This window comes from Corynebacterium sp. H127 (assembly GCF_037482665.1).
In the GTDB taxonomy this organism is placed as follows: Bacteria; Actinomycetota; Actinomycetes; order Mycobacteriales; family Mycobacteriaceae; genus Corynebacterium.
Window position 1 is genome coordinate 1 of sequence record NZ_JBBHKY010000014.1, and the last position, 26,812, is coordinate 26,812.

Consider the following 26,812-nt stretch of genomic DNA (forward strand, 5'->3'; position numbering starts at 1 on the left):
AATGATGGCCAAGGACTTCATCATCACCAAGGAACATCGCCGGTTCACCGAATTCGCCAACGCGGTACGCAAGGAACGCACCATCGGCATCTGTCACGGCGACGCCGGGATCGGCAAGACTCAGTCGGCACGCCGATACGCCCACTGGGACACCGTGGAACCGTTCATCACCGAATGGGGTCCGCGCACCGAAGACGACGCCAAGTTCTACGCAACTGCGAACCGGTGCCGGACCGTGTTCTACACCCCAGAGGTGCTCCCCAGGCCCAAAGAGCTCATGCGCGAGATCGCGCACCTGCAGACAAGGCTTGGCATCTGCATCGATGAACACCAGCGCAGCATCGGCAAGGTCACCGGCGCCTACTCAGGTCATACCAGCAGGTGGGTCGAGTTGCTCATCATCGATGAGGCCGAACGACTGGCCCCGACCGCGCTCGAACTTCTCCGAGATGAACACGACCGCTACCACTTGGCGATCATCCTCATTGGCATGCCTGGCATCGACCAGCGGTTTCGCCACTACCCGCAGCTCTATAGCCGTCTCGGATTTTCGCACCGATACCGGGCACTAGGACGCGATGAACTGCTCTTCGTCCTCGATCGCCATTGGAAACGCCTCGGCCGCACCCTTGACCCGGACGACTTCACCGACGCTCAGGCTATCGCCGCGATCGAACGCATCACCCGGGGCAACTTCCGCCTCCTTGAACGCCTCTTCCCTCAGATCGCCCGAGTGCTTAAGATCAACCAACTCGAGACCATCACCGACGATGTCATCGAAGCCGCCGCCAGCATCCTCGTGATCGGAAATTAATGCCCCCGAGCGATCATAAAAAGCCGCCGCAAAGCGATCAAACCCACAAGCATGGACAGACTCGCTCGCTCCCTCACCGACCTCAGCGCCATCGTCACCGAACTCACCGAACGCGGCATCACCGTGAAGTTCCTCAAAGAGAACCAAACCTACACCGCAGACGCAGACCCCATCGCCCAACTCATGTTAGGAATCCTCGGCAGCATCGCCCAGTTCGAGCGCTCCCTCATTCGTGAGCGCCAAGCCGAAGGCATCGCCCGCGCCAAAGCACGCGGGGTCTACACCGGACGCGCACCCGCCCTCACCGACGAGCAAGTCACCCAAGCAAAACAGTGGATAGGCGCAGGTGTCCCGAAAGCCGAGGTTGCCCGCAGGCTAGGAATCGGCAGAACCACCCTCTACAAATACCTAGCCACATAGACAGCACCCGCACCGAAAAAGTTCGTGCATTCGGTGGCGCAGGGTTCGTACATTGACTCGCGCGAGGTTCGTACATTCGGTGGCGCAGGGTTCGTGCATTGACTGGCGCAGGGTTCGTACATTGAGTACCGGAAGTTCGTGCATTGAGTCCCGGAAGTTCGTGCATTGACTGGCGCGAGGTTCGTGCATTGACTGGCGCGAGGTTCGTGCATTGACTGGCGCAAGTTCGTACATTGACTGGCGCAAGTTCGTACATTGACTCGCGCAAGTTCGTACATTGACTCGCGCATGAAAGCCGCAGAGCAGACAACTCACGACCAATAAAGCCAGCACAGAGCACATCATGTACAAGATGTACTCTAGAGGCATGAAAGAAGTGACCTCAAGCCAATTCCGCCAAGAACAAAGCCGACTCTTTGAAGAAGCGCAGCGCGAACCAATTGCCATCATGAGTCGGGGGAGCCGAATGCGAGCCGTCGTCGTCTCACCAGACTTCTTTCAGCGCGCCATGGAAGCCCTTGAAGATCAGGCAGACATTCAAGACGCAGAAGCCGCACGCAACAAGCCAGGGGAAATCTCACACGAAGAACTCAAAAAAGAACTCGGCCTCAACTAACCCCAGCACCACTAGAAGTTCGTACATTGAGTCCCGGAAGTTCGTGCATTCGGTGGCGCGAGGTTCGTGCATTGAGTACCGGAAGTTCGTACATTGAGTCCCGGAAGTTCGTACATTGAGTCCCGGAAGTTCGTACATTGACTATCGCGAGGTTCGTACATTGACTATCGCAGGGTTCGTGCATTGACTATCGCAGGGTTCGTGCATTGACTATCGCAGGGTTCGTGCATTGACTGGCGCAGGGTTCGTGCATTGAGTACCGGAAGTTCGTGCATTGACTCCCGGAAGTTCGTGCATTGACTCGCGCGAGGTTCGTGCATTGAGTACCGGAAGTTCGTGCATTGACTCGCGCGAGGTTCGTGCATTGACTGGCGCAGGGTTCGTGCATTGAGTACCGGAAGGAAGATGAAACCAGTGTCAGGGAAAGAGGAGATGCGGTCACACATGATGAACACGTACACCGCCACCATCACCAGAGAAGGCCAAAAATGGCTAGCAACAGTCACCAACCTAGACGGAGTAAGCACCTGGGCCGATACTTTTAACGAACTCGATGTACGCGTCCGAGAAGCGATCGCACTAGCCGAAAACCTACCCCAGGGCGCAGAGGACTCCATCACCATCGAATGGGCCACCAACACCTAGCCACAAAACATTACACCCCCCCTTGACACTTGCGTTATAGGGGGGCTATAATATAGGGTATGACTAAGCCGATGAAATACCGCGACCTCACCAAACTGCTCCACAAAGCAGGCTTTTCCAAAACCAGGAAAGGCAAAGGCGACCACGAAGTTTGGGAACACCCCAACCTACCGCGACCGGTCATCATCACGGCCACCCGCGAAGTGTCACCCGGAGTTACCCGCCAAGCACTCAAAGCTATCGACCAAAGCAAAACCAACAACAAAGGAAACTAACACCATGCTCACCACCGGAAATACCTGCACAGTCACCGCCGTCAAATGGGACAACGGCTGGGATCTCTACCTCGACGACGACAACGTCACCAGCGTCACCCACCTCAAAGACGCGCAGCAACAAGTCCGCGACTACCTCGACACAGCCAACCCCAACCACGACCACTCCAACATGACCGTGGACGTGACCGTCAACCTCGACAATGTGCAGGAAGAAATCGAATCCGCCAAAGCAGCTATCGAACACGCAGCGCGCCAGCAAACAGAAGCCGCCCAACACATCCGAAGGGTCGTCAAAACCCTCCAAGACAAGGGCGTATCCTCCGACGACACGGCCACCCTCCTGGGGGTCAGTCGCTCACGGGTCTACCAACTCCGCTCCACCCACCAAAAAGTAGCCATATAGGCATAGGGTCATGTCATATCCCAGAACTGGCAGCACCGATAAACAATGGTCAGCGCGCTAGCGACATTGTTTAGCCATCTCCCTGCCCTGCTAGAGGATGCCCACGTCCTGGGTGATCGATTCTTCTCTACATAACGGTGCCTGCCTGTCATGGAGGGAAAGCTATCAGGTGACTGTGCACGCAGCCGATGAACTGGGAAAACAGTGGGTTAAGGCCGACAGCTAACACCACTGTAGACAGTGCATCGGATCGTATCGTGGGCTAGCGCGGGAACCATAGGTTCCCTTGCTCTCTTTGCCTGTGTTGCGACGCCAGCCCTCCCGCACGTCTACGCCTGGAGCGCATCGAGGACGAGCGGGACGCGGCACGGACGAGTTGGTGGCCACCGACGAACAACGAAAGCCACGACCGAAAAGAGAACAACGAAAAGGTAAAAGGATGGATTGTATCCACTATCTTCTCAGGTCATGGAGCAAAATCACTCAGCGACAAAAGAGCACTGGTGGGAATATTTCTACGCATCAATAGGTAACGACTCGCTAGGTCGCGCAGCAGAGAAAATGGGAATCAGCGCTTCTGTACTAACGCGCTGGAAGACAGGTCAGACCCCCGATGTGCATCACGTTGTAACGTTCGCGCGTGTTTATGGTTTGAGCGTTGCTGAATCCCTTACTATTGCGGGCTTTATCGAACCTGGCGAGTTGAAGAAGAACTTACTTCCATTGTCGGAAGTTCCGCTGGCTAGATTGCTTGATGAAGTAAAGCGCCGGGGTCTTCATCTTGAGGAAGAGTTCGGGCCGATTGGCATCGCTGGCGCACGATGTTCCGATGCGCAGCGGCGAATGGAAAGGATTAAACGACAGGGATGGGGAGGCCTCGTGTGAAAGACGCTATCTTCTTGCACACGAGGCCTCCACTATCCACACTCAAGGAGAGTGTCCGTTTGTTTGTGTGCGGGCGTGGTTTACAAGTGGTCCGCGAATCGGTTGGGGTAGGCCACTGCTAGTTGGTTGATGGCTTGTTTCCACCCTGAGGTTTTCACTCCTTCAATATAGCCGTCACATTGCGGCGGCCGCCGGGTGCACTAAGGTTTTCTACCTGGGAAGTATTCTCAGGCTTCGGCAATAATTACACCCGTAGCTGCACAAGAACGCTAAACCGCTTTGCTTCAACGCTGTTTTCGCCGTAGGGAGAACGAAGTGTTCTTCCACGAAGTACTCCCTTATGATCTGGGCATGTAGCACATAAGCATGGGCCTACGGAGTAGGTCTTCGTAATAAATCCCGCGCCTAATGACGTTTATGCTATCTGTGTGGTCTTTGACAAAAACCAATCTGTCCGCTTTGCACTTGTGACTGCTCTATGTGTCCTAATGCTCTTTCTGTGGTCTCTAAGTGTATTCGTCGTTTCCCCTACAGAAGCACCAACTAGATTTCTTTATCTGGCTTTGGTTCTTTGTGTTCCGTTCGCTGCCTTTTCTCCTCGTACTGCGACATGGTTCTACCTCTTATTATTTACCTTTACTATTTTTAGCGATCTCAATCCAGGTATCCTTACTCTGACTGCTATAGTCCTGCTGGCGATTCTTGTCGCCCAACATAAGCATGTAACCGGATTCATATTCGCTGCGCTAATTGTTTTACTTGGTTTCTACTCTCCGGAGCATCATCGTTTAGAAGGTGATCCAGAGTCATTCATCGTCTTTACCGCGATGCTCGTATTCGCCTCCGTAATCGGATGGTGGATAGATAGGTCCCGCAGACAACAGCGGAGACGTGAGGAAACAAGTAATCTACGACGACGCGAGCTTGCAGCACTTCTGCACGACACTGTTGCCGCAGACCTTACATCTCTAACGGTACGCCTCGAAGCCCTGGCGATCACCACCCCAGATAAAGCCTCACAGCTACAAACCTGTGCACAACTCGCACGTAAAACGATGGCGGACACCAGAACCCTGCTTCAGGAGCTAAACGAACCAATAGATCAAACAACCAGCCGCCCTGTGCCAGCCCTTAATGAAACACTCCACGAAGTTACCGAACTCCTGCGCTCCCACAATTTTAATGTCCAGACCACTACAGAACTCACATCTTTCCCCAGTCAGGAACACATTAACCGCGCTCTCCATCAGTGCCTACATGAAATAGCCACCAATGCCATCAAATATGCTGCTCCAAGTTCCACCATCTTGTTCACCGCATTCATTGACAACGAACGCATCGAAATAACTATGACCAATGAATATTCCCCAAACCACAACATCAAAAACTCTAGCAAGTTAGGCCTCGAGTCAATCCGTAAAAGACTCGCGGCCATCAACGGAGTCATGACTATCCAACAAACAAGCAAACAGTGGAAGATAGCTCTTGCTATTGAACGGTAAGGTGTATAAGAATAAATTATGAAAAACTTTTTCCCTATCACTCTCGTGCTAATCGTGAGTTCTATATTCCCTCCTATAGCCACTGCCCAATCAACTACGTCGATACAGTCAGCAGCACAACCAACAATTAGTATCTACCAGGTAATCCCTGATTTGCTGGGTTGCAAAAGCGGACACCCCCACCCCTGGTGCAAATGATGCCCAATCGCATCCTTCTCGTTGATGATGACCCCACAGTCCTCGAGGGGTTTCCGATTTATCTATCCACAACGGATGACTTACAAATTGTGGCCACTGCCACTACTGGAAAAATTGCCGCAGAATGGTTAAACACCCATAGCTGCGATCTTGTCTTGTCAGATATACATATGCCTGACATGAATGGAATTGAATTACTTCATTGTGTACAAAGACTCAATTCTCCCCCTTTGTTCGTTGCGATGACCGCCTACGACACTGATGAAACCATGGTCCAAGCTCTTCGTCTCGGCGCTGTGGGTTACATCATCAAAGGCGAGACCCCAAACGCTATTATCTTTTCTCTTCGCGACGCGCTTAATGGAGGAACAAGTATTTCTCCTGACTGTCTCCAGAGATTACTGCCCGATACTCCTTCAACGAATAAATCATTCGAAGAGGTTCGCAAACTCCTTAATCTAACTTCACGGGAGCAAGCAGTCATTACCCTTCTATGCGAAGGGAACACAAACATACAGATTGCCCATAAATTAAACTTTGCAGAAATCACGATCAGAAAAACAATCTCATCACTCTTTGCCAAATATGGCGCATCTAACCGAGTAGAACTAGTCGTCAAGCACCTTTCTTACACATGATTCTAGTAATTGTCCGCTTTATGCATGACCATAGAGTTTCCCTTTAAGAAACCGACTCTTCACGGTTTAGACCACGACGATGCAGTCCCCGTCGTCTGCTGAGCCAGGTATGGTGATGCCAAATTCGGCGGTACCACAAACAACATCATCCGGGATGTTGTCACTAATGTGCACAGTAGGCTTTGGTTTGGGCAGATTAGTGTTTCGCAGATTTCAACCTCACCCCAGCCATCTCCCTACATATTGCGAAGAGTCACTAAACCTATTAAACAAGCCGACACAGGGTTTACTTCTTTATACCTAGAAGAAGTAAACCCTGTGTCGGCAACGCAGAACAAACTATGCCTCGCTAAAAAGAGAACAGATTTTTACAAGACAACGGCGACAATAATCAACATTACGATCACAACTGCTGAAATTGTGGAAAATGAAATTACCTTCGGCCGACTAACAATTACATAGTCGCCAGAGTTATCGACGCTGGTCAGTTTATGAGAAATCCCATAAACAATAGGCAAAAGGATCAATGCCTCTACAATCCACACCCACCAGGGGTAGTTAATTTTATACAGTGCAGCCGCTGACCCGGCAGAGATTAGCACTGCAATTACTACAGCATACAGAAACAACGGAACCTTCAACCCTGCTGGGGTCTTTACAACAGTTCCGCCCGATACTTCACCCATTTCTTAAATGCCTTCCTATCTCCGCACCAATTACTAGCAGCTGGCTGCTGTAATACCAGTGCCTACAGCTGCGCCGCAGGCAAGACCGCCTGCACCACCAGTTGCGGCTCCCAGCGGAGCACAAACCAATGCATCGGCAGCGATGTTAATACCCAAAGATACCCATTTGTTATCGATACAACGTGAGGCGTCTCCGCTCTCGCTGCCCGCGTAGATTACGCCGTCGGTGTACTTTAGGACAAGCCCCTCAGGAAGATCTGATTTGATGCTTGCAACAATTTTTCCCTGTGCGTTATAAGCATTAATGATATTTCCTTCGATCTTGATCTGGTCACCAGCGAGAAGGTGAGGAACAAGAACATTTTCCTCAATGTCGAAAGTGCGGATTCCCTCTTCTGAGGTAAACCAAAAATCAGCTGGTTTATTCTGCTGAGAAGCTACGGAAGGAACTGTTTCAATAGCATAGGCTGGGGCGATTGTAGCCATCACCCCAAAGAGAGCGGTGGCCGCGATACCTAGAGCTGACACCAAATGAGAACCAATAGACTTCAATGGATTACTCCACCTTTCGAACGGGAAGATCTAGATTTCACGATCTTCAAACAAATGAGTGACTAAAGAATAACTGGAAATAGTAGATCTAGATTCGTGTTGGACCAGGAAGTATCTGAACAGATACCCCCGCCTTAAAAGAGACGCAGGCTCATTTCGAGAGCATTTGAGTGAATCCGTTTCACATAAGAGGAAGTGAGCGCCTGGGTGGAATTTGTGCCCCACCCCGGTCGGCCCAAATGATCCGTGGAGCAGTGGGTATTCTCTTGGGACGATATGGCTGCGAATTTCTCTACCAAAGAGCTCAAAACCTCAGTAGACCAACGCAACTTCCGCAATGAGATTAAAAAGGCTATTGCCACCGTCACCGCCTTCTGGCCGGACGCAGGCATTACCGCAGACCTCCAAGGCGTCACCATCCAACGCGGTCAACCCTCTGTCACCATCACGAGCATGGACAGACTCGCCCGCTCCCTCACCGGACGCGCACCCGCCCTCACCACCACCCAGGTCACCCAAGCCCGCGAGTGGGTCAACGACGGCATACCCAAAGCCGAAATCGCACGACGCTTAGGAATCGGCAGAACCACCCTCTACAAATACCTAGCCACATAGGCATAGGGTCATCTCGCCTAACAGTTTGTTCTGCGGACATAATGAAGACTGAAGAGCTACGATAATCAAATGAAACTACGTTCTTTAATTTCCCCCGTTGTGGCAGTGTCCCTTTTCCTCTCATCCTGTGGAAACTACGTAAATATTGACACTTCTGGCTCCACAGCAGTGTCCCTCTCAGAAGATGGCCTACTGAAGATTCATGTAAATACATGTAAATATTCCATTAACCGAGTTGATATTTACGGATCGCGCCGACCAGACATGCCAGCAGCGGAAAAAAATCCAATACTAGCTACTTACGAGACCCCTACACCGCAGCAGGGGATCATGACGCTTCCGACCGCAGACCAAAGCCCTTGGCGGGAGACCGCCCCATTCAACGCCCCCAAAGATGACTTAACCCAGATGACAGTAATTGCATCTCCTGTCAGAGCGTCCCAAAACCCTTTCAGGAAAGAAGCACATATTGGAGAAACATCTTTCACCATTGAACAGTTAAAGTTCCTTTCAACTGGCAATGTGTGGGGCCCAAAGGGGGAAATCTCCCAAAAAGAATTCAACGAGCAGTGCAATTAGAATTGCCCCGTTACCTTGTGGGTATCCCCGATAATGGGGATAGTCGCTGGCCTCAGTATGGCTTATCTGCCCTGTAGTTTTCATGATACGGGGGCGTTGCCGCCGGGAGCCAGGACGTTCGATGACAGCTGATAGGGACACGGCCGGAACTTCTCTCCAGGTCTCTTTGCAGGTGTGGGTTCTCGCAACGAATGTCATGACACCAGCGACTAGAACAAACACATATCCATCGTTTCTAGGAGCTCGCTATGTCGCAGGATTACCCCATCGACATTTTCCTCGGCCTGGATGTCGGCAAATCCGAACACCATGCCTGTGCACTTGACCGAGAAGGAAACAAACTTTTCGATAAGCCCCTTCCGCAACTGGAGTCAGACCTCGCGACGTTGTTTGACGACCTCCAGCAAAACGGACATGTCCTTGTTATCGTTGACCAACCCAACACTATCGGCGCTCTTCCCATCACAGTCGCCCGAGATCGAGGTTGCCAGGTTGGCTACCTGCCAGGGCTCGCTATGCGCAAAGCTGCTGGTCTCTACCCCGGACGTGCGAAAACGGACAAACGGGATGCTTTCATCATCGCCGATACAGCACGAACCATGCCGCACACGTGCGGGCTGTAGACCGCAACAACGAAGTTCTCTCCGCGTTGAAGATGCTGTCGGGCTTCGATGATGACATCGCTCGTGACTGCACACGAACGATCAACCGGCTACGCAGCATCCTGACCCAGATCTACCCGAGTCTTGAAAGAGTAGTCGCTGGCAGCACGCTCACACGCACTCCTGTCCTTGACCTGTTGATCCACTACAAAGAACCGCAAGGGCTCAAACAAGCCGGCTACCGGCATGTCCTTTAACTGGATGCAGAAACACACTCGTAAAGACCCGGTCACGCTGGTAGATGCCATCTTCAGGGCGTTGGAAGAGCAGACCGTCACGGTTCCAGGAATCGATGCAGCTGAACTTGTGATCCCACAGCTAGCGGCAAACATCAATGCCTTGAAAGAGCAGCGAGACATCATCGCAGAGCAGGTAGAAAGCATGCTTAATGAATTCCCTCTTTCCGAGGTCTTGATGAGCATGCCCGGGATCGGCATCAAGACCGCAGCGCAGATCCTACTGGCAGTCGGAGATGGCTCAGACTTTGATAGCGCCGGCCACCTGGCCGCTTACGCAGGAATCGCACCAATCACCAGAAGATCTGGTTCATCGATCCGAGGGGAATTCCCAGCACGATCAGGCAATAAACGACTGAAAAACGCCTTGTTCTATTCCGCGTTCGCGGCTATCCACAACCACGAACCATCACGCCAGTACTACGAACGTAAACGAGCCGAAGGTAAACGCCATAACGCAGCAGTTATCTGCCTGGCACGACGCCGATGCAACGTCATCTACGCGATGCTGAAAAACAAGGAATTCTTCCGAGAGATCCCACCCCGCCCAGCCGCCGTCTAGCGTCTAAAAAATGAAACCGGCCAACATACGCTGGCCGCCCCCAGGCATGCCAAGACGACTACCCCCATGCCTGTACTCACCCGCGACAATCTAGCACTTGACAAAAACATAGGGACACCCCTTTATTAGGGCAATCTATTTTGTTAGCCATACAGCTAAAACCTGACAGGAAATAATAAACATTGTGCGCATTATTCGCGCACGTCCACCATCTCCTCAAAGGAGCTATCTTGTGAAAAATGCATTAAGGACAGTGGTGACAGTAGCCACAGTTGCCCTGCTTTCAACATTCCCGCTTGCAGCATCTGCTAATGAAAGGATTGTAGCATCAGAAAATGCTGCAGATTATGTGCAAGAATTTCAAGTTGATCCAACTAGATCTCCAGAGGTTGACGGAGTAGGTGGATTCACCCCGGAAGAAGTTGCCGAGAGGCAAGAGCTAGCTAAGAGCATTAATAATCTCGGAGAACCTAAAGAAATAGTTCAACCAGGAGAAATGTACTCCGACAAGGTTTCACTTCCCCCTGAAATAACTAAGGAAGAAGCCGACGTAGTAGAAACGCAAATCGCTCAACAGAAAAACAAAGCCCACACCTTTGCCAATGCCCCTCGATGCAAAACTTTTTGGCCTTCCTCTATTCAGGTGTGTGGCGCAATTCTTGACAAGTACGAACAGATGGGTGGGCCTTCAAGCTTTGTTCTATGGCCTGTCGAGCCAATGAGCGCAAATCCGGACGGAACTGGATATCGAATGAGGTTCCAAAACGGGTTTATCTACTGGCATCCAGAGGCTGGAGCACATTCCGTCCCGACCCACATTGCCGCAAACTGGAAGAACAACGGGTGGGAAGCTGGCTGGTTGGGCTACCCTAAAACTGACGAAGACCCTATTAGCGCAGATGGTCAAGGTCGCCGACAGGAATTCCAAGGTGGATACATCTACAAGTCTCCACGATTCCAAGTTTCTAGCATTAAAGGTAAAATCTACGAGTACTGGCAGGGGCAAAATGCTCACAATGGCTACCTGGGCTACCCCCTAGCTGATGAAGCCACTACCCCAGATGGGCAAGGCAAATTTAGTGCCTTTGAACGAGGATATGTTTACTGGCACCCTTCCGCCGGGGCACACGGCGTAACCTCGCTAATGTTTGAGGCCTGGGCTAAAAAAGGATACGAAGCTGGAAATTTAGGGTACCCAGTTGGCGACCGTTATATCAATAACTCTCAAGAAATTGTTCAGGATTTCCAGAATGGGCAAATCAACCTAACCGCTGAAATGAAAAACGCCGGAGAAACCCAGATTGCTGGGCAGCCAGTTAACAATCTAGTTTTGGCAGCCCTTCAGCGTTATGCAAATTCAATTGGAGCAAACCTAGAGACTCTCTTAGCTACACAACCTGCCTCGGCTATGGCAGCTGCTACAAACGAAAGAGCTGTGACCCTCGGAGGAACCTACGACGGAGGTGTCCCAGTCCCTCCAGGATACGAATACGATCCGAATAGAGGCTCGCTCCATGATTACTGCACCAAGTCTCCAGACCAGTTCCCTTCCCCTGGTAAAAATGCTGATTTTTCTGGCCCCTGTGCCATTCATGACATGTGCTATGCGGATGCAGATAATCTTCATGGTGGCTCTTCATGGGCATTCTCACAATGCAACGTAGACCTCTATAACAATATCCAGACAGTGTGCGCGAACGTCTATGGACCTTATGATCTGAGATACAGCCCATGCATGGATACAGGACTCGTCTATTTCGATGCCGTAACAGTCTTCCACCCAAGCCAATGGCCAGGCTATCATAGCCCATGGGCACAATAACTGACACGAAAATGTTAATTCTCCACATAAGCCTCTATACCTATAGACGTGTCTATGCATAGGATCTAGCACAGCAAAACTCAGCTAACACCATCAAGCACCCACCCCAAGGGTGCTTTTTTATTTGCGCTGGTCAAGCTGCGCTGATTTACCATCACCCCTCAGACACCGTGCGCTGATTTACCATCACGGCGCAAGTTATCCACAGGGTTTAACCAGTGTGTTTATCTATTTGCCCAGGTCGCCTATAAAAGTAGAAACGTAGAAACATATGTCCCAGGGTCAAGACCAGCAGAAAACACCACTGTAGACAGCACATCGGATCGTTTCGAGAGCTAGCGCGGGAACCATAGGTTCCCTTGCTCTCTTTGTCTGTAGTTGCGACGCCAGCCCCACCGGACGAGCAGAAAGCGGTACGGACGCGCTGATGTTCACCGACGAACAACGACACGCTGTCCGATTGCCAAACGCAGCACACGACTAGCACTCGTACGTCGCGCGGGCTACAAATGCCGCGTACCGACGAGAGAGCCACTCCCCAACCAAAGTAGGTTGTGGTTCGTGAACCAACTGTTCACCCTAGCAAGACGCTGTGCATGCACTAGTCCTCGATGCCGCCGGCAACGGTATCGAACATTGCTTGGTTTGAGTATGTTGGGCACTCATCTGTTCTTAACCTGAATGGAAGATGGACACTCGGTTGCTCTAACGGGCAAAGAGCCTTACTACGTCTCCTCGTAGACGCATCAGTAGGCGCCGAGGGAGCAAGAATCTGAGGAAAAGAGACTTGGAAGCACAGCTTTTCTTTCGTCATACGGTTCCCCCGCCTACCGGCAGGGGAACCGTATATTGCTTACGGCCTGACACATTTAATTAGCCTGTTTCCGTCTCCCCCGGGGAAGCATAATCCCCGCTGCTTTCAATGCTCGGTTGACAGTAGCCCTAGACACTCCAAACTCCTGCATTGCCTCCGCTATCGTGGGGTACTTCCCAGTCTGTATAAAGCAGTCGTCAAAGTAGTTCGCTATCTGCCGTGCGTTCACTCGTCTTGAAACAGCGCGCTTTTGATTAGCGATTTGTAGTTTCTGAATTTCTGCTTGTGCATAGGAGCTATCACGATCTTTCCACCGTTCTGCCGCTTTTTTCCCGCCTCGACGCCCCATGGTGGCAAGCGCTTTGCGCTCGCTGGTTGTAGTGCTCCCTGAGGCAGTAGACAGGGTTTTGCTCGTCTGATGGGACTGAGTCGCATAGCCACGAACACGCCGTGCCATAGTTTGGCGGTCACGCATCGGAGGCATCTCATTTGGGCGACCTGCAGACCCCACTGAATGAGCTACTAAGTAGGCATACTCGTAGGCGTCAATAATGGCTGCGTCTGTCATACGCTGACCAGATTGACGCAAACGATGCGCGTTCTTTAGGGCATGGCGGAAGGCAGTTTCGTCACGTGCTGCTCGTCCTTGGCTGACCCAGAGCACCCGCACTCCGTCAATGAGATCAGGGTCGTATTGGTCAAGGGATGATGCCAGTTCGTTTTCAACATCCTTCGCAATGGATTTGAAGGCTTGTGCTTCTTCGCGACGAGTTCGTACTGCGTTAATCAGCTCTCGCCCGCTACTGAACTTTTGCCGAGACTTTTCGTGATGACGTTGTCCAGTCATACTACGCACCTCCTGGATCAGGTCTCCAAGGCGATTTACTCGGTTGTGTTGTCGATACCAGCGGTACGCCGTTGGAGAATCTCCTGTGTAGAACGGGCTTCGACTAAAGCGGTGGGCAAAGTGCGGATCATGATCGAGTAACTCACCTAATGTCCGGCTAGTTGCTGCCAATAGGCTCATTGCCGGCGAGTTCCCACTTTGATTGGCGTACACAGGATCTATGAGCCAAATAGCCTGTGCTTTGCCTGATTGAGGATTGATCCCCACCCATGCTGGGCCGATGTTACGCTCGGTAAGGGAAAGAAAAGTCTGCCGGACATCTTCGTGAAGGTTAATAGGGTGACCGCCAGCTTCACCTGGTTGATCGATATCAACAACTAGAACAGCAGCGTACTGTTTGTTGGTCAGCATGACGTACTCGCATTTTCCAATAGCTTCTGATTTAGTTCGGTACATCCGGGGGGCAATGTGTCCGTCTTGCGTGCGGAAATATGCTTTGGAGAAGTCTCGTCCGATACTTGCGTGTAAAACATCTCGACCAAGGTGCGTTATTAATGATTCTCGATCGAGAGCGCTAGCCGGAGTGTCATCGATTCCGCCACACAACGCACGCTGAAGACGTTGTTCTCCGGGTGAGATTCCGGAAAGTGACGAATCCAATTCAACCCGTTGGTTCGGTATACTCATATCTAGGCTTTCCCCCAGCTGTGAACTGGGTGATAGCGCTTGAGGCTTGCTGCGAACAAGTATCAAGCTGGGCGCCTGCTGTTGTGACAGCAGGCGCTTCTTCCTTTATCAGCCTTCAGAATAACACCGTTGTAGTTTACTTTTAAGCTATCCCACAATCATTAAGTCGTACATGCCTACATGCCCATACGCACATATGGGCATGTAGGCATGGTTTATTTTACTTTTTTCTACTCTTTAACCAGTCAATAGCCCATTCTTCCCAGAGCTGAGACAAACTAGTGTCCTCTTCCAAAGCAGCTAGCTTTGCCTCTTTGAGCATGGCTTTGTCCTTCACGTAGATCCTCAACGTTGCAGCCCGTTCCTCATGCCCTTTAAGAGGGCCCGCCGATCCGCTCTTCGTTTCTGCCCTCTCGTTTTTCTGCGGCTGAGCACTCTTCTTTGCTTTTCCTGCTGCACTCCCAATTGCCATTTCTAAAACGCCTCCTTAAGTTCCTGAGCAAGGTCAATCCATTCCTGAAATGCTTTTCGCGCAATGTTGGGAACTGTAGACCCAGCCCTCCTAGTCGCACTCCGAGTAGGGATGATCGTGTCAGCTAGTGCCGCTCGAGTGTTGACGGAAAGTGTCTCTTGGGCTAAATCAAGTAACCTTTCCCGCTTGTCCACATTCACTAAAACAACTGCAACCGGAATTTCTGTTCCGTCAAAAACATCGAGGGTAGCTTGGGTTCGTTTCATATCAAGCGGGGAGACGCCTGTGGGGATGAGAACCAGATCAGCTACTTTCGATGCAATATCAACAATGCTATTGCTACCTGGCGGAGTATCGATGAGTATGAAGTCGACGTTGCTGTCGTTATAGCGATCCACTGCGGACTGTAGCGTTCGCTCTGTGGGGACAGCTTTCACTTCAAATCCAAAGTCGCCTCCAACATCTTCAGCCCAATCAGTGGCGGACCGTTGTTTGTCGGCGTCGAAAACGATTACTTGATCGCCCAGATGATGAAGTGCTGTCGCCAAAAACATAGATGTCGTAGTTTTTCCTGTGCCACCTTTGGTTTGGATGACCGAGATGATGTTAGCCATGACTACATCATAATAAATTCCGATAGCATGTCCATATAGTCCTGTAGCCATGTAGGCATGTAGGCATGTACTACATGCCTACATGCTCTCCCTCTTCATCCCCTGAACAAGCTGTGAAGCGTCGATGTGCAGGACTGTGGCCAAGGAAAGAATATTCAGCAGCGACAGATTACGCTCTCCCCGCTCCACAGAACCAACATAGGTGCGATGGAGACCAGCTCTATGCGCCAATGTCTCCTGGGAGATTCCCACATTCTCGCGAGCTTGGCGCAGTCGTTCCCCGAATTCCTTTAACAAATTTTTGTCATCATGCACCAATTAACGGTCTGATGATGCAGACTTAGAGTCGACAGACTATAAGTAGCAATTTCTAGCTAAGAGGGGAATCGGTATCGCTGTGATCATCTCGGTCGCCAATATTAAAGGTGGATTTTTTCGTTCAACCACATCAGTCTTGCTTGCCTCCGCGCTAAAAACGCGAGGAGCGAGCGTTGCCGTTGTTGCTGACTCGTCCGAAGATGAAGGCTCTAGCCTCTGGAGTCAAACTGCAGCTTTGAATGGAAAGCCTTTACCATTTGAGGTCTTTTTGATTCAAAATCCAACTTCCACGACTTGGGAAGAAGTGGACACTTTCCCCGCCATCCGACAGCAGATCAAAGAGATTGAAGAAGAACTTGGCGAGAACGGTGTAGTCATCATCGATCCTTGCCACAGTAACCCCGTCATTCTCAGAGAGTTAGATCAAATCGTTGACTTGGCTATCGTTCCATTTGATTTCAGCGCAATGTCTTTACGTCCAACCCTTGTCACGTTGCAAATTATTGGAACGCCAACCCGAATCCTGGTGTGCGGTGTCCAAGACGATGTTGACCGTGATGGGAAACAGTATGCCCCGATCATCAAAAGGTCCGGAGTGCGACAGTTCAAGACAGAAATTCCATATCTAAGAAGATACGCCAAGGCTTACGGAGAGGCGTGGCCAGCAGAAGAAGCGAATCTACCTTTTGACGATCTTGCGGCAGAGATCCTCGAACTCTAAGCACACAGTTCCTAGAACTGGCCATATAGGCATGTGCCTGTATGGCCAGTTCTAGATTTCCATTTCTTTATCGACTTTATGGACTGCTTGCTGATGTGGATGTGCGCGGTGGATTGGTTGTTTGGCTTGGTGGTGTCGCAGGCCGATCTTGGTGTCAATCGCGTCAATACGGGCGCGGATCTGAATCCTGCGCGCACTAGTTGTGCTGGTCTGCTCAGCAGCCAGCACAGACTTCCACTTATCGCGCGATGGTAGCCCCTCAGTCAGACGCGCCCGCTCGTCTCGTAGCGTGGCCACGGCGTTCGTGGCCACGGTCAGATCACGGCGAGCCTGCTGCTTGCGCTGCCACGCAATCCGGTTACTATGCGCCTGCTCCTTCGCCTTCTTCGTCGCAAACATTCCAGTTGGCATCTTCGTAGCCGACTCCGGAACCTCCGGCAATCCGGCGTAGACACGCTGCGTGGCCACCACACGGTTCTCGGCGGTCACGATAGCCTGGTCAAGCTCTGCTTCCCGCTTCATGGCGTCGCGTATCTTGCGGCGCAGATCGCTCTCGCCTGCGGTTGCGTCCACGCTGAACTTCTCAAGCTCGCCCAGTTCGGCCATGAGCTTGCGGCGCTCGGCAAGCAAGGCCGCGTCTGGATCATCGTTCGTGGCCACGGGGCGGGCTGCGTCCACGGCCACGGTTTCCACGTGGGAAAGCTGGTCGGCAAGACGGCGCTGGATTGTGGCCACGGCTTCTGCCGGGTTATCTCCATCCAGCAGTGCCCGCACCACATCTTCCGGCCTGGAGATGCCGTTCTTGGCCTTAACAAGCGCGCGCTCCGCGTCCTCGGGTGTCGTGGTGGCCACGGCAACAGCAAAGCGTGCGTCGCCTGCGCCGATCTGGGCAACCATGTCCGCATCTGGCCCTGGGTTGTCCTTGCGACGTTCCTGCTCCTTGGCAATGACCGACAGTGCCCGCTCGATCTGCTCTAGCTCGGCGTTCGTGGCCGTGAGCTTGGCAGTAAAGCCGCGTTGCGCGGTGTGCTCGACAGCGGCGAGTTCACCGATGTCCTCGCGCACCTTGGCTGCGTCCACCCTGATCTGCGCCCACTGGGTTGCCGGTGGCAAACCCTGCTCCAAGTGGCGTACCTCGGCCATGAGCCGGGCGTGCTGCGTTCCAGTGGCCGTCAGTGCGCTCTTACGTCGTTTCAGCACAGTGGAAATAGCAGCATCGGTGGCCAGCAAGCCTGCGTGGGAACGCTCTAGGCGTTCGTGGCCACGACCCATCCGCATATCCTCCACAGCGCTGCGCCACACACCCTGTGCAAGATTCAGCGCGTCCCGACGAGCGACAAGCACTGCCGCATTATCAGCCAAAGTTTCATCTGCAAGTGTCTGTGCCCGCTGTGGAGTCAAGGCGTGGCCAAGCTGCGCACCTCGTACCTGTGCCGTGGCGCGTTGGTCGAGCAGCTCCACGCGAGCGGTGCGTGCCCAATCCAGCAGCTCGGCATCAACTCCACCTGTGGCCGGTGGCAACGTGGCGATAGCCTGCTGCTGGACTGGTGTCGTGGAGTCCTCAAACGCGGCAATCCAGCTCCAGGCGTTACGCCAGTTATGTTCTTGCAGGTCAGAGTAGTTGCAATCGTGGCCGGCCAAACGGTGACGCACGGCGTTTTCCACGCGGTAGCGCATAGCTTCGTTGCCCAAGATTTCCTCGGCCACATGCGGGGCAATCTCGTGCAGCAACCCGGATGTGTACTGGTAGACCAGCATGTCGTGCGCGTGCTGGTACTGGCCCAGGAGGGTATCCGCCCCGTCTGGTTCGGCCATGATGGAGTCAATGGCAGAGACGTTATCGGTGGTGCGTGCCATCATCTGCGCCCAAGCGTCCTCGATGGTGGCTGTAGTGTCCTGATCGTGTTCGGCTTCTGGGTCAATGCGCTGCTCGGTGACAATCCAGGCGTGGTTATTCTTCTTACCACGGGTCAGACCCACGTAAGCCAGTTCACGAGAGGTATTGGAATTGGCCAGCAAGTGACCGGTATCAACGGTCATGCCCTGCGCGCGGTGCACAGTGGCCGCATACCCGAGTTCGACATGGCGAGAGACGTAATCGGCAGACAATTCCGCACGGCCCCCGGTATCAAGGTGACGGGCACGAACAGTGCCGTCCTCATTGACTTGTTCAACAGTCCAGAGGTCGCCGTTAAAGATACGCCTGCCGTGATCTGCGCCGCCGATCATTCGTGCATCTGCGGAGTTCTTGCGAGTGACGATCCGATCTCCAACGAGCAGACGAGAATCATCCGATGCCGTCACGCTAGGCGATTGCTCGGAAAGCTCGCCCCGCTCGATACGTGCGCGTTGCGCCGACTGGTTCAGGGCGAACACGTCACGGCGCGTGGTTCCCATCATCAGCGACGTCAAACCCTGCTCAGTATCAGCCAGCCATGCGGCGAGAATATCGGCCTGCAACCCCTCGGCAGTACCGGAGTGCAGGCGGTCGTTGGCCTGGTAGAAATCAATGCTATCGGCTGCGCCCTCGCGGATTTTCAGGGTTGCTTCTGCTTCGCCCTCGGTCTTAAAACGCACCACAGTATCCATCGTTGGTGCGTCCAGATCGCGGGTGATGGTGGCCAACATGCCACCCGTATCAACGGCAGAAAGCTGCGCTGGGTCACCGATCAAACGCACCACAGCACCGGAGCGTTGGGCAATCTCATTGAGCCTAAAGAGGTCTTGAGTCGATGCCATACCAGCTTCGTCAACGATGATAAGAGTGCCAACACCAATGCCGGTATCAACTCCATGCTTGTCACATTCCAAGATGTGCGCGATGGTCTTGCCCTCGATGCCAAGGTCATTGCCAAGCACCTGTGCGGCCTTTGCTGACGGCCCCAAAGCAACGACATTATGGCCTGCGTTCTGCCATGCAAGGGAGACGGCTTTCATCGCCGTGGTCTTGCCTGCACCTGCCGGGCCAACGACAGCGGACAGCTGCGTTCCCGTGGCCAAGAGGAATCGTGCGGACTCCCGCTGGCCGTCGTTCATGGTAAATCCCTCGGCCTGTTCCACGTCCTCAATAGCGGCATTAATCGCCGCGTTGGTGAGCGTGAACGGGGTCAAGGTGTGGGCTGCATCGAGCAGCTTCTGCTCCCGGTAGAGCGTCTCCTTTGTGGTGTACACAGTCGAACGAGACTGATAGAAAAGTGCCTCCTGCGCGTGCGCTGGCAGGTGCGCAACGTTCAAGCCTTCACCGGTGTCAATGGCCACACACGCGCTCGCCTTAACCGCTTCAACGGTTTGCTCAATGGCTGCGTTCTGCGCGCCCACAGAGTCAAAGGTGTAGCGCATAACCGCTTCTGTAGCGGCATTGTAAAGCTGGTTGGCATTGAAAGCACTGCGCCTGCGTTGCAACGTCTCTAGAGTCTCCAAGCGTGCAGATTCGGCATGAAAAGGAACCTCGGCGCGTTCACTAACGTTCGTCGCGGAGGTCAGAATCTGGGACAGAACATGCTCACTTCCCAGTGTCTCCAGCGCTCGGTCACGCCACTGCGAGCGCATGTCGGTAAGCGACTGCGGCGCTTGCTTATCCCCTCGGGTTTCCAGGTTCGCTTGCTCGGCAAGCTTGATCTGAACCTTCACCGATGGCTCCCGCTTGTGCTTGTCACGGTACGCATCAATGAGCTGGTTCATCCGTGCTTCGATCTCATTTCGGCGCGAAAACTCCCGCAGAATCGAGTCAGGAACAGCCGCCAGCTCGTACACACTGGACTTGCCAGCGCCGCGTGAATCCTCACGGAAACTCAGGCCAAGTCGTTCCAGTTTGGTCTTGATCGTGCGGTTGTAGAGCTGGCTACCGGAGACATTGATCTGGAAAATTGCGCGCCCATCAAGTGCTCTCCACTTGTCATCATCAGGACAGTAAACCTTGTTGGACACAGCGCAGTGTGTGTGCAGGTTGGGGTCTCCTGCGCGGTTGTCATAGTGATCGAACCGGGCAATCGCCAGCCCCTCGGCGCGGACTTGAATCGTCCCGTTGTAGCCCTTTCGGGAGAAGCTCACTTGCTCTTCAATCCACTCCAACGTCTCAGAGACGGCTTCTCGGTGAGCGCTTTCGATCTTCTTCTGCCATGACTCGTCAGCGATTCCCCACAGGGCGGTGACGGACTTGACCGGGGTAAAAACCATGTCGAATCCGGCGACTGGTTTGCCCTGGGACTTCTCCAGTTTGCCGATGTAGCGCATGATCTGGCGGTCTGTTGGGTCGGGATTATCCGGGAACAGCTTCGGCCAGCTCTTGCGTCCGACCTCTAGTTTGATGGTGCGGATTTGCTCGTTAGTCAGCGGCTTACCGCTGGTGTATCGCATCGTGAAAATGCGCGAGTTGATGCGCTTCAAAAGCGGATTGCCGTCGCTTGATGAATCGAGAAAGCGACGGCCAAGACACACTGAGCCAAGGGCTTGGCGCGCAGTTTTACCGCTCTTGATTTCCGCTGCGATGCGCTCGTCAGCGTCGGGACGAATGCCCTCACCCCACAGCGCAAGCATGTGTTCTTCGGTGACTTCGCCGCTCATTCCGAGCACCTTGGCACCCTTGCCGAACCATTGGCCCGGTGGGGTTCCGGTTTGGTTTTGGTACGCTGCCCAGTCCTGGCCTGGCACGCGAGGGCGGTCTTGTGTCGCCACGGAATCGGTGAGATAGGTGTAGCCAGTGCCCGCATACAGTCGGTGCAGGGTCATCATTTTGGCTCACCTCCGGGCGTTCGTTAGCGCATGGTTTATGGCCACTATACAGGCACTTCCGGGAAAATACCCGTTTAATGCATGAGGTGTGTGCCTTCTATAGGCTGGTCGCTGCGGTTACTATCTGGATTAGCGGAACCTTTTCGAAGAACTAGGAGAAAACGATGATCTTCAAGACCGACCTCCAGCAAGCAATGACCGCAGCCGGGGAGAATCCAACACCCGAGGAACTGGACAACCAGTACGAGCAACTCCAGAGCGCGTGGGAGAACCTACGCAACCAGTACTCGGAGCGAGCCAAGCATGGCTACAAGAACCAACACGGAGTGTGGCCGGACGGAATGACCGTCTTGCAGATTCTCAACCAAGCCGACCAACTGGCGTGGGATCAGATACAGCAGGACTGGATACAGCCCTACACCGAACAGGCAGCGGAACTAGCGGCGGAGCTGGAGGACGATCGGACACCGCACCAGAAGGTGATCGACAATCCGGAAACCTGGCCGACCGCGTGGCCGGAGATGTACCCATCGGACGAAGCACTGACAATCAGCGTCGAGCTGTGGCCGAACCCGACACAGCCATACCGGGGAGCGGTAGCCGCATCCCTGATCCAGCTCAAGATGGAACTAGGCCAGCCGTACCCGATCAGCCCGGAGGATACGAAGCTGATCCAGGAGTTCGAGCAGCAGATGGATCAAGCAGTGATCAGGGTGCCGAAAAATCGCTAAGCTACACCACACAGCTCGCTTAATTTACCCAGCTCAATTGTTCATGCTTCCAAGTTCCTTGAGTCCGCTCACCTTTTAAGACCTCATTTAGGCATGAACCGGCATAATCTAAAGAACTCTGCAATGACTGAAGCTCTCTCGGTAGCCCCGCATATTGAGTTGCGTTGATTGGATATTTTTCTTCCCATACAGGGCCAGGTGACGTAATTCTCGCCGGCCAGTCCATGCGTCTGCGCGCTACTTCGTGATGTAGTACTTCTAGGAATTTCTCTGCTGAGAAATTTTGAGTACGAATGATCTGAATAATATCGGCTAGATCATGGAACCGCATACTCACACCATTACGGTGTGGTTCGAACATGGCACAAATCTTGTCCGCAAGATGCGCTTCAATGGCGGTGACCAAAACAGTGAAAGAACTGCACTTGCTTTCTCCTAGCAGTTCGTTAAGAAGAGGATCAACATAAACCTTCTCCAGTGGAATTTGAGTGTGACGTCTAAGCGAAACATCTATGTTGATGGTGTGGAAACGCTTTGCACCAAGGCGAACTTCAACTTTCACTTCTGCAGTAGGCGTTGCATAACCATCATCAACTACTGACTTCTGTCCAACAGAACTTACTTTGAATACAAAGCCGTCATCGCCCGAAAGTTGCGCAATTCGTTCAAATTCTTGGCGGATTTCACTAATGTCATTCCACGCGCGGGATCGAGCTAAATCGATATCCCGTGTGAACCGTCCATCACCGTTGCGCATCAGCAAGGCTGTGCCACCTTTAAGAACCCACTCAGAAGGGGAGGAAAATACCCGTTTAAGAAAACACTGGAAAACAAGCTGAGATCGGAGGCTATCCCTGCTCCTACCCGTTTCTTTTGAAAGGTTCCCGATACGCGTGTTCAGGCTCCTTTGAAGATTACGTGCTTGAACAGGGCTCAAAGTCTGATTCATGTTTCCTTCTCTCGGGTATTTTTCTCCTCCGCGAGATTCTGCTCGCTCATTGCCGCAGTAGAAAGCCCACGCGTCAACTCCCTCATCTGCTCGCTCATTGCCGCAGTAGAAAGCCCACGCGTCAACTCCCTCATCTGCTCGCTCATTGCCGCAGTAGAAAGCCCACGCGTCAACTCCCTCATCTGCTCGCTCGCAAAATCAGATGAAGAATTCGTTCTTCTAATTAAATCGCTGACGTAACGGTCGAAGCGTTCCTCGCTATCTTCCTCAGCTTCAGCCTCCTCCTGGCATGCTTGTATCAATTTCTGTCCGGAGGAGACCCCATACGTTGATGCCGATTTATCTAGCTTATCTGCGAGCACACTTAGCCTTACACCTTCTTTTCGTAAACCATCCACCACTATCATCGCCAAATAGTCAAATTCGATAGCCTTCTCTGCTAAATCGCATATAGTTCGCTCCACTGAGGTAACAGGCAAACCATCAACATTATCTATCTCACCCGGCATCAACTCACGATTGATATGGATATGAATATCCTTTTGAGCCGACTGCTTTCTCTTCTTTGAAGAAAACGAATACTTATTTGGAATCAAATTCCCTATTTGATGAATCAAGGATGCCGATTCGTGAGAGACACTGACAATATGGGGGGAGTCCCACCTTTCAGAGGGAAGGACACCAGGATCGAGCGATACCCAGGCAATTTGAATATCCATTAGGGGACCATATTGCGCTGACGGCAACAGATAGATTCCCCGTCGCACCCGTTCTAACATTCCCGATTCCGTCAAGCGGCTGAGCTGCAGACGAGTAACACCCTCTCGCTGCGCTTGCGCAGCAGTGATAATCCCCCACTGCTCAGAGGCGACTGCCTCCAGCAAGCCCAAAACTTCTATCGACTTCATTTGTATCACTCCTTTACTTCACTTGTATCACACTGGACGATACAAGTGAAGTAAAGGAGTGATACAAATGAAGTGCCCCACGGTCACCGGCGATCTCAAATCTATGAGATACTTGAAGACGACGACTGTCGAGGACGATAGTGGCCGTGCGTCACGGAGTTTCAGATCGTACTCACGGATAGTAAGGATCAATCAACCTGGTGGTCGTGCGACGCTTGCAAGCGTCGCACGACCACATGACAATATTGGCCTGCATGTCTCGTGTGCACATGCTGTAGGAGGAATTGATGCCGATCCGTTGGGATGAGATCAACCCAAACAAGGGCTCACAGCTCATTCGCCCCCGCGAGATCTATGCCGCCCTCCAAGGACGGAAATGGTCACGGCTTCGTCCGGAGCAGAACGAAGTGCTGGAAGCGTGGTACGACCGTCGTTCTGAGTCCGACCTCGTTCTCAAGCAGAACACTGGTGGCGGCAAGACTCTGACCGGTCTACTGATCGCCCAATCCAGCCTGCATGAGGGTATTGGACCAGCCGTGTTCCTCGTGCCTGATAAATTCCTGATTCAGCAAGTCTTAAACGAGGCTAACGACGCCAAGATCCCAGTCACCACCGACGTGAAAGATGAGTCGTTCCGCTCGTCGCGGGCAATCCTCGTCACGACATTCCACAAGCTCATCAACGGACGCAGTGCCTTCGGTGTGCGCGGCGTAAAGAGGATCATTCCGCTTGGTGTCGTCGTCATCGACGATGCGCATTCCGCCCTCAACGCTACGGGAGGGCTGTTTGCAGCGTCGATCCCATCTTCATGCGACGCATTCGATGATCTCCTCGCCCTGTTCGCCACTGATCTACACGACCAGAGCCCCAAGGCGCTCGCAGAGATCCGCGCAGGTGGCTTCGGTGCGCCGATCCGCGTACCGCCGAAGGCCGTTGCGGACCGAGCCCTGGAAGTTCTCAATGTGATCCAGCCTTACGCGAACAATGATGCCATCGACACGCTCTTTTACTCGTGGCCATTCGTGGCGGACTTGTTAGAACTGGCGACGATCACGTTCACGTCCCGGAATATAGAAATCAAGACTCCATGTCCAGAGGTCTCATTGATTCCGGCATTTCAACAGGCGAAGCGTCGGGTGTATCTGACCGCAACACTCGAGGACGAAGGCGTCCTCGTCACTGAACTCGACGCTAACGCCGAGGCAGTGCGGAGGCCAATCACCCCAAAGCAGGCTTCCGACCTGGGGGATCGAATCATCCTTGCCCCACTATCTATCAATCCTCAGCTCGTGGACTCTGCTATCCACAAGTTGGCCCGCGACGTTGCCGACGGCAATCGTGGTGAAAAAGCCAACGCCGAGCCAGTCAATGTGGTGGTTCTTGTTCCCGGCGACCACGCGGCGACGCGATGGGCTCGCGTTGCCGACGAGACGCTGCGTGTGAGCGACATGCGCCCCGTCATCGAGCGCATGAAGAACGGTGAGCATGTGGGCATCGTGGTGCTAGTTAACAAGTACGACGGAGTAGACCTACCCGGAGACGCGTGCCGGCTGCTTATCGTCGACGGCATCCCCACTCCCCTTACCCCGCACGAGCAGCGAGCTTCTGCGGCGCTGATCGGTTCGATGGCCTTTAAGGCACGCGAGGTGCAAAAAATTGAACAAGGTATGGGCCGTGGCATCCGAGACGTAGGTGACTACTGTGCTGTACTTGTACTCACCAGCGACGCGGCGCTAACACTCCGTGACCCGCAGCTTCGAAGCTTCTACTCGCCAGCGACACGAGTTCAGATCGAGCTCAGCCAACAGCTCGCAGAACAGATCCAGGGTGAGGGTATCGAGGCGATCAGTGATCTCCTCGATACTTTCCTGCAGCGCAAGAGAGAGTGGGTCAGCAGGAGTCTGGAGGCCACCGCCGACGTCACCTATGACGCCACAGGAAACGTCACTGAGATCGCCGTCGGACGACGGGAAGCCTTTAATCTCGCTGTGGCGGGAGACACGGACGGCGCCGTACTCGTTCTACGGTCGGCCATCGACACGGTGACCGACCCTCTAGCGAAGGGCTGGTATCTGGAGGAACTGGCCGCTTACGAGCACCACGTCGATCCTGTCGCAGCCCAGAAGACGCTGGCTTCTGCACGCAAGAAAAACCCAGTGGTGCTCAAGCCAGCAATCCCACCGTCCCGTAAAAAGATTGCCGGACCCACGGTCCAGGGCAAAGAAGCAGCGAAATACCTCGATGAACACTACACCGATGCTCGCACGCTAGAACTAACTGTGGCGTCACTGTTCGACAACATCATCTGGGGCGTCGAACATGCCGCGGATCGAGCCGAAGAGCAGTTCCGTTTGCTGGGACTTCATCTCGGCTTCGGGTCGAGTCGACCTGAGAAGGAAGATCGCGATGGCGGCCCGGATAACCTATGGGCGCTCTCTGCTCAGCAGTACGCAGTTATCGAGCTGAAGACGGACGTTTCGCGCAATAACCCTGTGATCACCAAGGACGAGGCGAAGCAGCTCACTCACTCAATGACCTGGTTCAGCGAGCGCTACCCTGAGGTCTCGACGTCGATATCCGTACTTGTCCACCCATCGGAAGAGCTTGAAGCTCAAGCTCATGTACCGTCCGGAACGCGGGTCATCACAAAGACCGGACTGCACCGTCTCCGGCTAGATGTAGAAGCCTTTGTCAAGCATCTAGCCGGAGACGGCACATGGTCTGACCCGTCCGTCGTGGCTTCAGCACTTGCTCAACACTCTCTAACCGCGGACCGCGTCTTACAGCGGCATAGCGAGAGCGTCCGCCGGTGACGGGCCCTTCCTGAGACCTCCTCAGCGTGAGCCCACATGGATCAGCAATCACTTTGGGGCACTGGGATTTGTGGCCCGCAAGTACGCACCGTTG

24 protein-coding genes and 1 pseudogene are annotated in these 26,812 nt (G+C 53.2%); 16 read left to right on the top strand and 9 right to left on the bottom strand.

Features of this window, described 5'->3' with window-relative positions; genetic code table 11:
* The 9 genes from WG936_RS11565 to WG936_RS11605 form a co-directional block, all read left to right on the top strand.
* Positions 1-814, top strand: an 814-nt coding sequence (locus WG936_RS11565; RefSeq protein ID WP_445227835.1) for an AAA family ATPase, incomplete at its 5' end; no start/stop codon positions are given.
* Positions 815-850: 36 nt separating this feature from the next.
* Entirely contained in the window at positions 851-1,234 is a 384-nt protein-coding gene (locus WG936_RS11570; protein WP_339573001.1) for a recombinase family protein, read from the top strand.
* A 367-nt stretch (positions 1,235-1,601) separates the two neighbouring features.
* On the top strand, positions 1,602-1,850 hold the full coding sequence (locus tag WG936_RS11575; RefSeq protein ID WP_339565501.1) for a type II toxin-antitoxin system Phd/YefM family antitoxin: 249 nt from the start codon (positions 1,602-1,604) through the stop codon (positions 1,848-1,850).
* Positions 1,851-2,294: 444 nt separating this feature from the next.
* The gene (locus tag WG936_RS11580; protein WP_339565500.1) at positions 2,295-2,495 is read left to right on the top strand and encodes a type II toxin-antitoxin system HicB family antitoxin; all 201 of its coding nucleotides are present in this window, start codon (positions 2,295-2,297) and stop codon (positions 2,493-2,495) included.
* Positions 2,496-2,554: 59 nt separating this feature from the next.
* Positions 2,555-2,770, top strand: a complete 216-nt coding sequence (locus tag WG936_RS11585; RefSeq protein ID WP_339565499.1) for a type II toxin-antitoxin system HicA family toxin — start codon at positions 2,555-2,557, stop codon at positions 2,768-2,770.
* A 4-nt stretch (positions 2,771-2,774) separates the two neighbouring features.
* Positions 2,775-3,176, top strand: a complete 402-nt coding sequence (locus WG936_RS11590) for an antitoxin HicB (protein WP_339565498.1) — start codon at positions 2,775-2,777, stop codon at positions 3,174-3,176.
* A gap of 468 nt (positions 3,177-3,644) precedes the next feature.
* Positions 3,645-4,061, top strand: coding sequence for a helix-turn-helix domain-containing protein (locus WG936_RS11595; RefSeq protein WP_339565497.1), 417 nt, complete (start codon positions 3,645-3,647; stop codon positions 4,059-4,061).
* 428 nt (positions 4,062-4,489) lie between these two features.
* Positions 4,490-5,563 (top strand): sensor histidine kinase, encoded by a 1,074-nt coding sequence (locus tag WG936_RS11600; protein ID WP_339565496.1) that lies wholly within the window; start codon positions 4,490-4,492, stop codon positions 5,561-5,563.
* A 194-nt stretch (positions 5,564-5,757) separates the two neighbouring features.
* Positions 5,758-6,399: a response regulator transcription factor gene (locus tag WG936_RS11605; protein WP_339565495.1), complete on the top strand. Its 642-nt coding sequence runs from the start codon at positions 5,758-5,760 to the stop codon at positions 6,397-6,399.
* Positions 6,400-6,767: 368 nt separating this feature from the next.
* Here the strand turns inward: WG936_RS11605 and WG936_RS11610 are convergent, their stop codons facing one another.
* Both WG936_RS11610 and WG936_RS11615 read right to left on the bottom strand, forming a co-directional pair.
* On the bottom strand, positions 6,768-7,085 hold the full coding sequence (locus WG936_RS11610) for a hypothetical protein (RefSeq protein ID WP_339565494.1): 318 nt from the start codon (positions 7,083-7,085) through the stop codon (positions 6,768-6,770).
* A gap of 33 nt (positions 7,086-7,118) precedes the next feature.
* Positions 7,119-7,637, bottom strand: coding sequence for a hypothetical protein (locus WG936_RS11615; RefSeq protein WP_339565493.1), 519 nt, complete (start codon positions 7,635-7,637; stop codon positions 7,119-7,121).
* A gap of 276 nt (positions 7,638-7,913) precedes the next feature.
* On the opposite strand from WG936_RS11615, the gene WG936_RS11620 reads away from it, so the two are divergent.
* The 4 genes and pseudogenes from WG936_RS11620 to WG936_RS11635 all read left to right on the top strand — a co-directional run bounded on the left by WG936_RS11620 (position 7,914) and on the right by WG936_RS11635 (position 12,113).
* Positions 7,914-8,252: a helix-turn-helix domain-containing protein gene (locus WG936_RS11620; protein ID WP_339565492.1), complete on the top strand. Its 339-nt coding sequence runs from the start codon at positions 7,914-7,916 to the stop codon at positions 8,250-8,252.
* A gap of 69 nt (positions 8,253-8,321) precedes the next feature.
* The gene (locus tag WG936_RS11625; RefSeq protein WP_339565491.1) at positions 8,322-8,831 is read left to right on the top strand and encodes a hypothetical protein; all 510 of its coding nucleotides are present in this window, start codon (positions 8,322-8,324) and stop codon (positions 8,829-8,831) included.
* 248 nt (positions 8,832-9,079) lie between these two features.
* A pseudogene (locus WG936_RS11630) lies at positions 9,080-10,291 on the top strand (IS110 family transposase).
* Between the two features lie 232 nt (positions 10,292-10,523).
* Positions 10,524-12,113, top strand: a complete 1,590-nt coding sequence (locus tag WG936_RS11635) for an LGFP repeat-containing protein (protein WP_339565490.1) — start codon at positions 10,524-10,526, stop codon at positions 12,111-12,113.
* Between the two features lie 869 nt (positions 12,114-12,982).
* Here the strand turns inward: WG936_RS11635 and WG936_RS11640 are convergent.
* The 4 genes from WG936_RS11640 to WG936_RS11655 all read right to left on the bottom strand — a co-directional run bounded on the left by WG936_RS11640 (position 12,983) and on the right by WG936_RS11655 (position 15,862).
* Positions 12,983-14,185: a replication initiation protein gene (locus WG936_RS11640; RefSeq protein ID WP_339565489.1), complete on the bottom strand. Its 1,203-nt coding sequence runs from the start codon at positions 14,183-14,185 to the stop codon at positions 12,983-12,985.
* A 496-nt stretch (positions 14,186-14,681) separates the two neighbouring features.
* Positions 14,682-14,933, bottom strand: coding sequence for a hypothetical protein (locus WG936_RS11645; RefSeq protein ID WP_339565488.1), 252 nt, complete (start codon positions 14,931-14,933; stop codon positions 14,682-14,684).
* Between the two features lie 2 nt (positions 14,934-14,935).
* Positions 14,936-15,547, bottom strand: a complete 612-nt coding sequence (locus WG936_RS11650; protein ID WP_339565487.1) for a ParA family protein — start codon at positions 15,545-15,547, stop codon at positions 14,936-14,938.
* A 78-nt stretch (positions 15,548-15,625) separates the two neighbouring features.
* Positions 15,626-15,862 carry a helix-turn-helix domain-containing protein gene (locus WG936_RS11655; protein WP_339565486.1) on the bottom strand — a complete coding sequence of 79 codons (237 nt, stop codon included), beginning with the start codon at positions 15,860-15,862 and terminating at the stop codon, positions 15,626-15,628.
* Between the two features lie 82 nt (positions 15,863-15,944).
* Between WG936_RS11655 and WG936_RS11660 the strand changes: the two genes are divergently transcribed.
* Positions 15,945-16,586 carry a ParA family protein gene (locus WG936_RS11660; RefSeq protein ID WP_339565485.1) on the top strand — a complete coding sequence of 214 codons (642 nt, stop codon included), beginning with the start codon at positions 15,945-15,947 and terminating at the stop codon, positions 16,584-16,586.
* Positions 16,587-16,637: 51 nt separating this feature from the next.
* Here WG936_RS11660 and mobF read toward each other — a convergent pair whose 3' ends face one another.
* Positions 16,638-21,317, bottom strand: coding sequence for a MobF family relaxase (gene mobF / locus WG936_RS11665; protein ID WP_339572996.1), 4,680 nt, complete (start codon positions 21,315-21,317; stop codon positions 16,638-16,640).
* A gap of 164 nt (positions 21,318-21,481) precedes the next feature.
* Here mobF and WG936_RS11670 point away from each other — a divergent pair, with 164 nt between their 5' ends.
* Complete coding sequence (locus WG936_RS11670; protein WP_339565483.1) at positions 21,482-22,048, top strand: hypothetical protein; 567 nt, start codon at positions 21,482-21,484, stop codon at positions 22,046-22,048.
* A gap of 19 nt (positions 22,049-22,067) precedes the next feature.
* Here the strand turns inward: WG936_RS11670 and WG936_RS11675 are convergent, their stop codons facing one another.
* Together WG936_RS11675 and WG936_RS11680 are read right to left on the bottom strand one after the other, a co-directional pair.
* On the bottom strand, positions 22,068-22,997 hold the full coding sequence (locus tag WG936_RS11675) for a nucleotidyl transferase AbiEii/AbiGii toxin family protein (protein WP_339565482.1): 930 nt from the start codon (positions 22,995-22,997) through the stop codon (positions 22,068-22,070).
* Positions 22,994-23,905 (bottom strand): type IV toxin-antitoxin system AbiEi family antitoxin domain-containing protein, encoded by a 912-nt coding sequence (locus tag WG936_RS11680; protein WP_339565481.1) that lies wholly within the window; start codon positions 23,903-23,905, stop codon positions 22,994-22,996. The genes WG936_RS11675 and WG936_RS11680 overlap by 4 nt, the downstream gene beginning before the upstream one ends.
* 287 nt (positions 23,906-24,192) lie before the next feature.
* Between WG936_RS11680 and WG936_RS11685 the strand changes: the two genes are divergently transcribed.
* Positions 24,193-26,718: a DEAD/DEAH box helicase gene (locus tag WG936_RS11685; RefSeq protein ID WP_339565480.1), complete on the top strand. Its 2,526-nt coding sequence runs from the start codon at positions 24,193-24,195 to the stop codon at positions 26,716-26,718.
* Positions 26,719-26,812 lie beyond the last annotated feature (94 nt).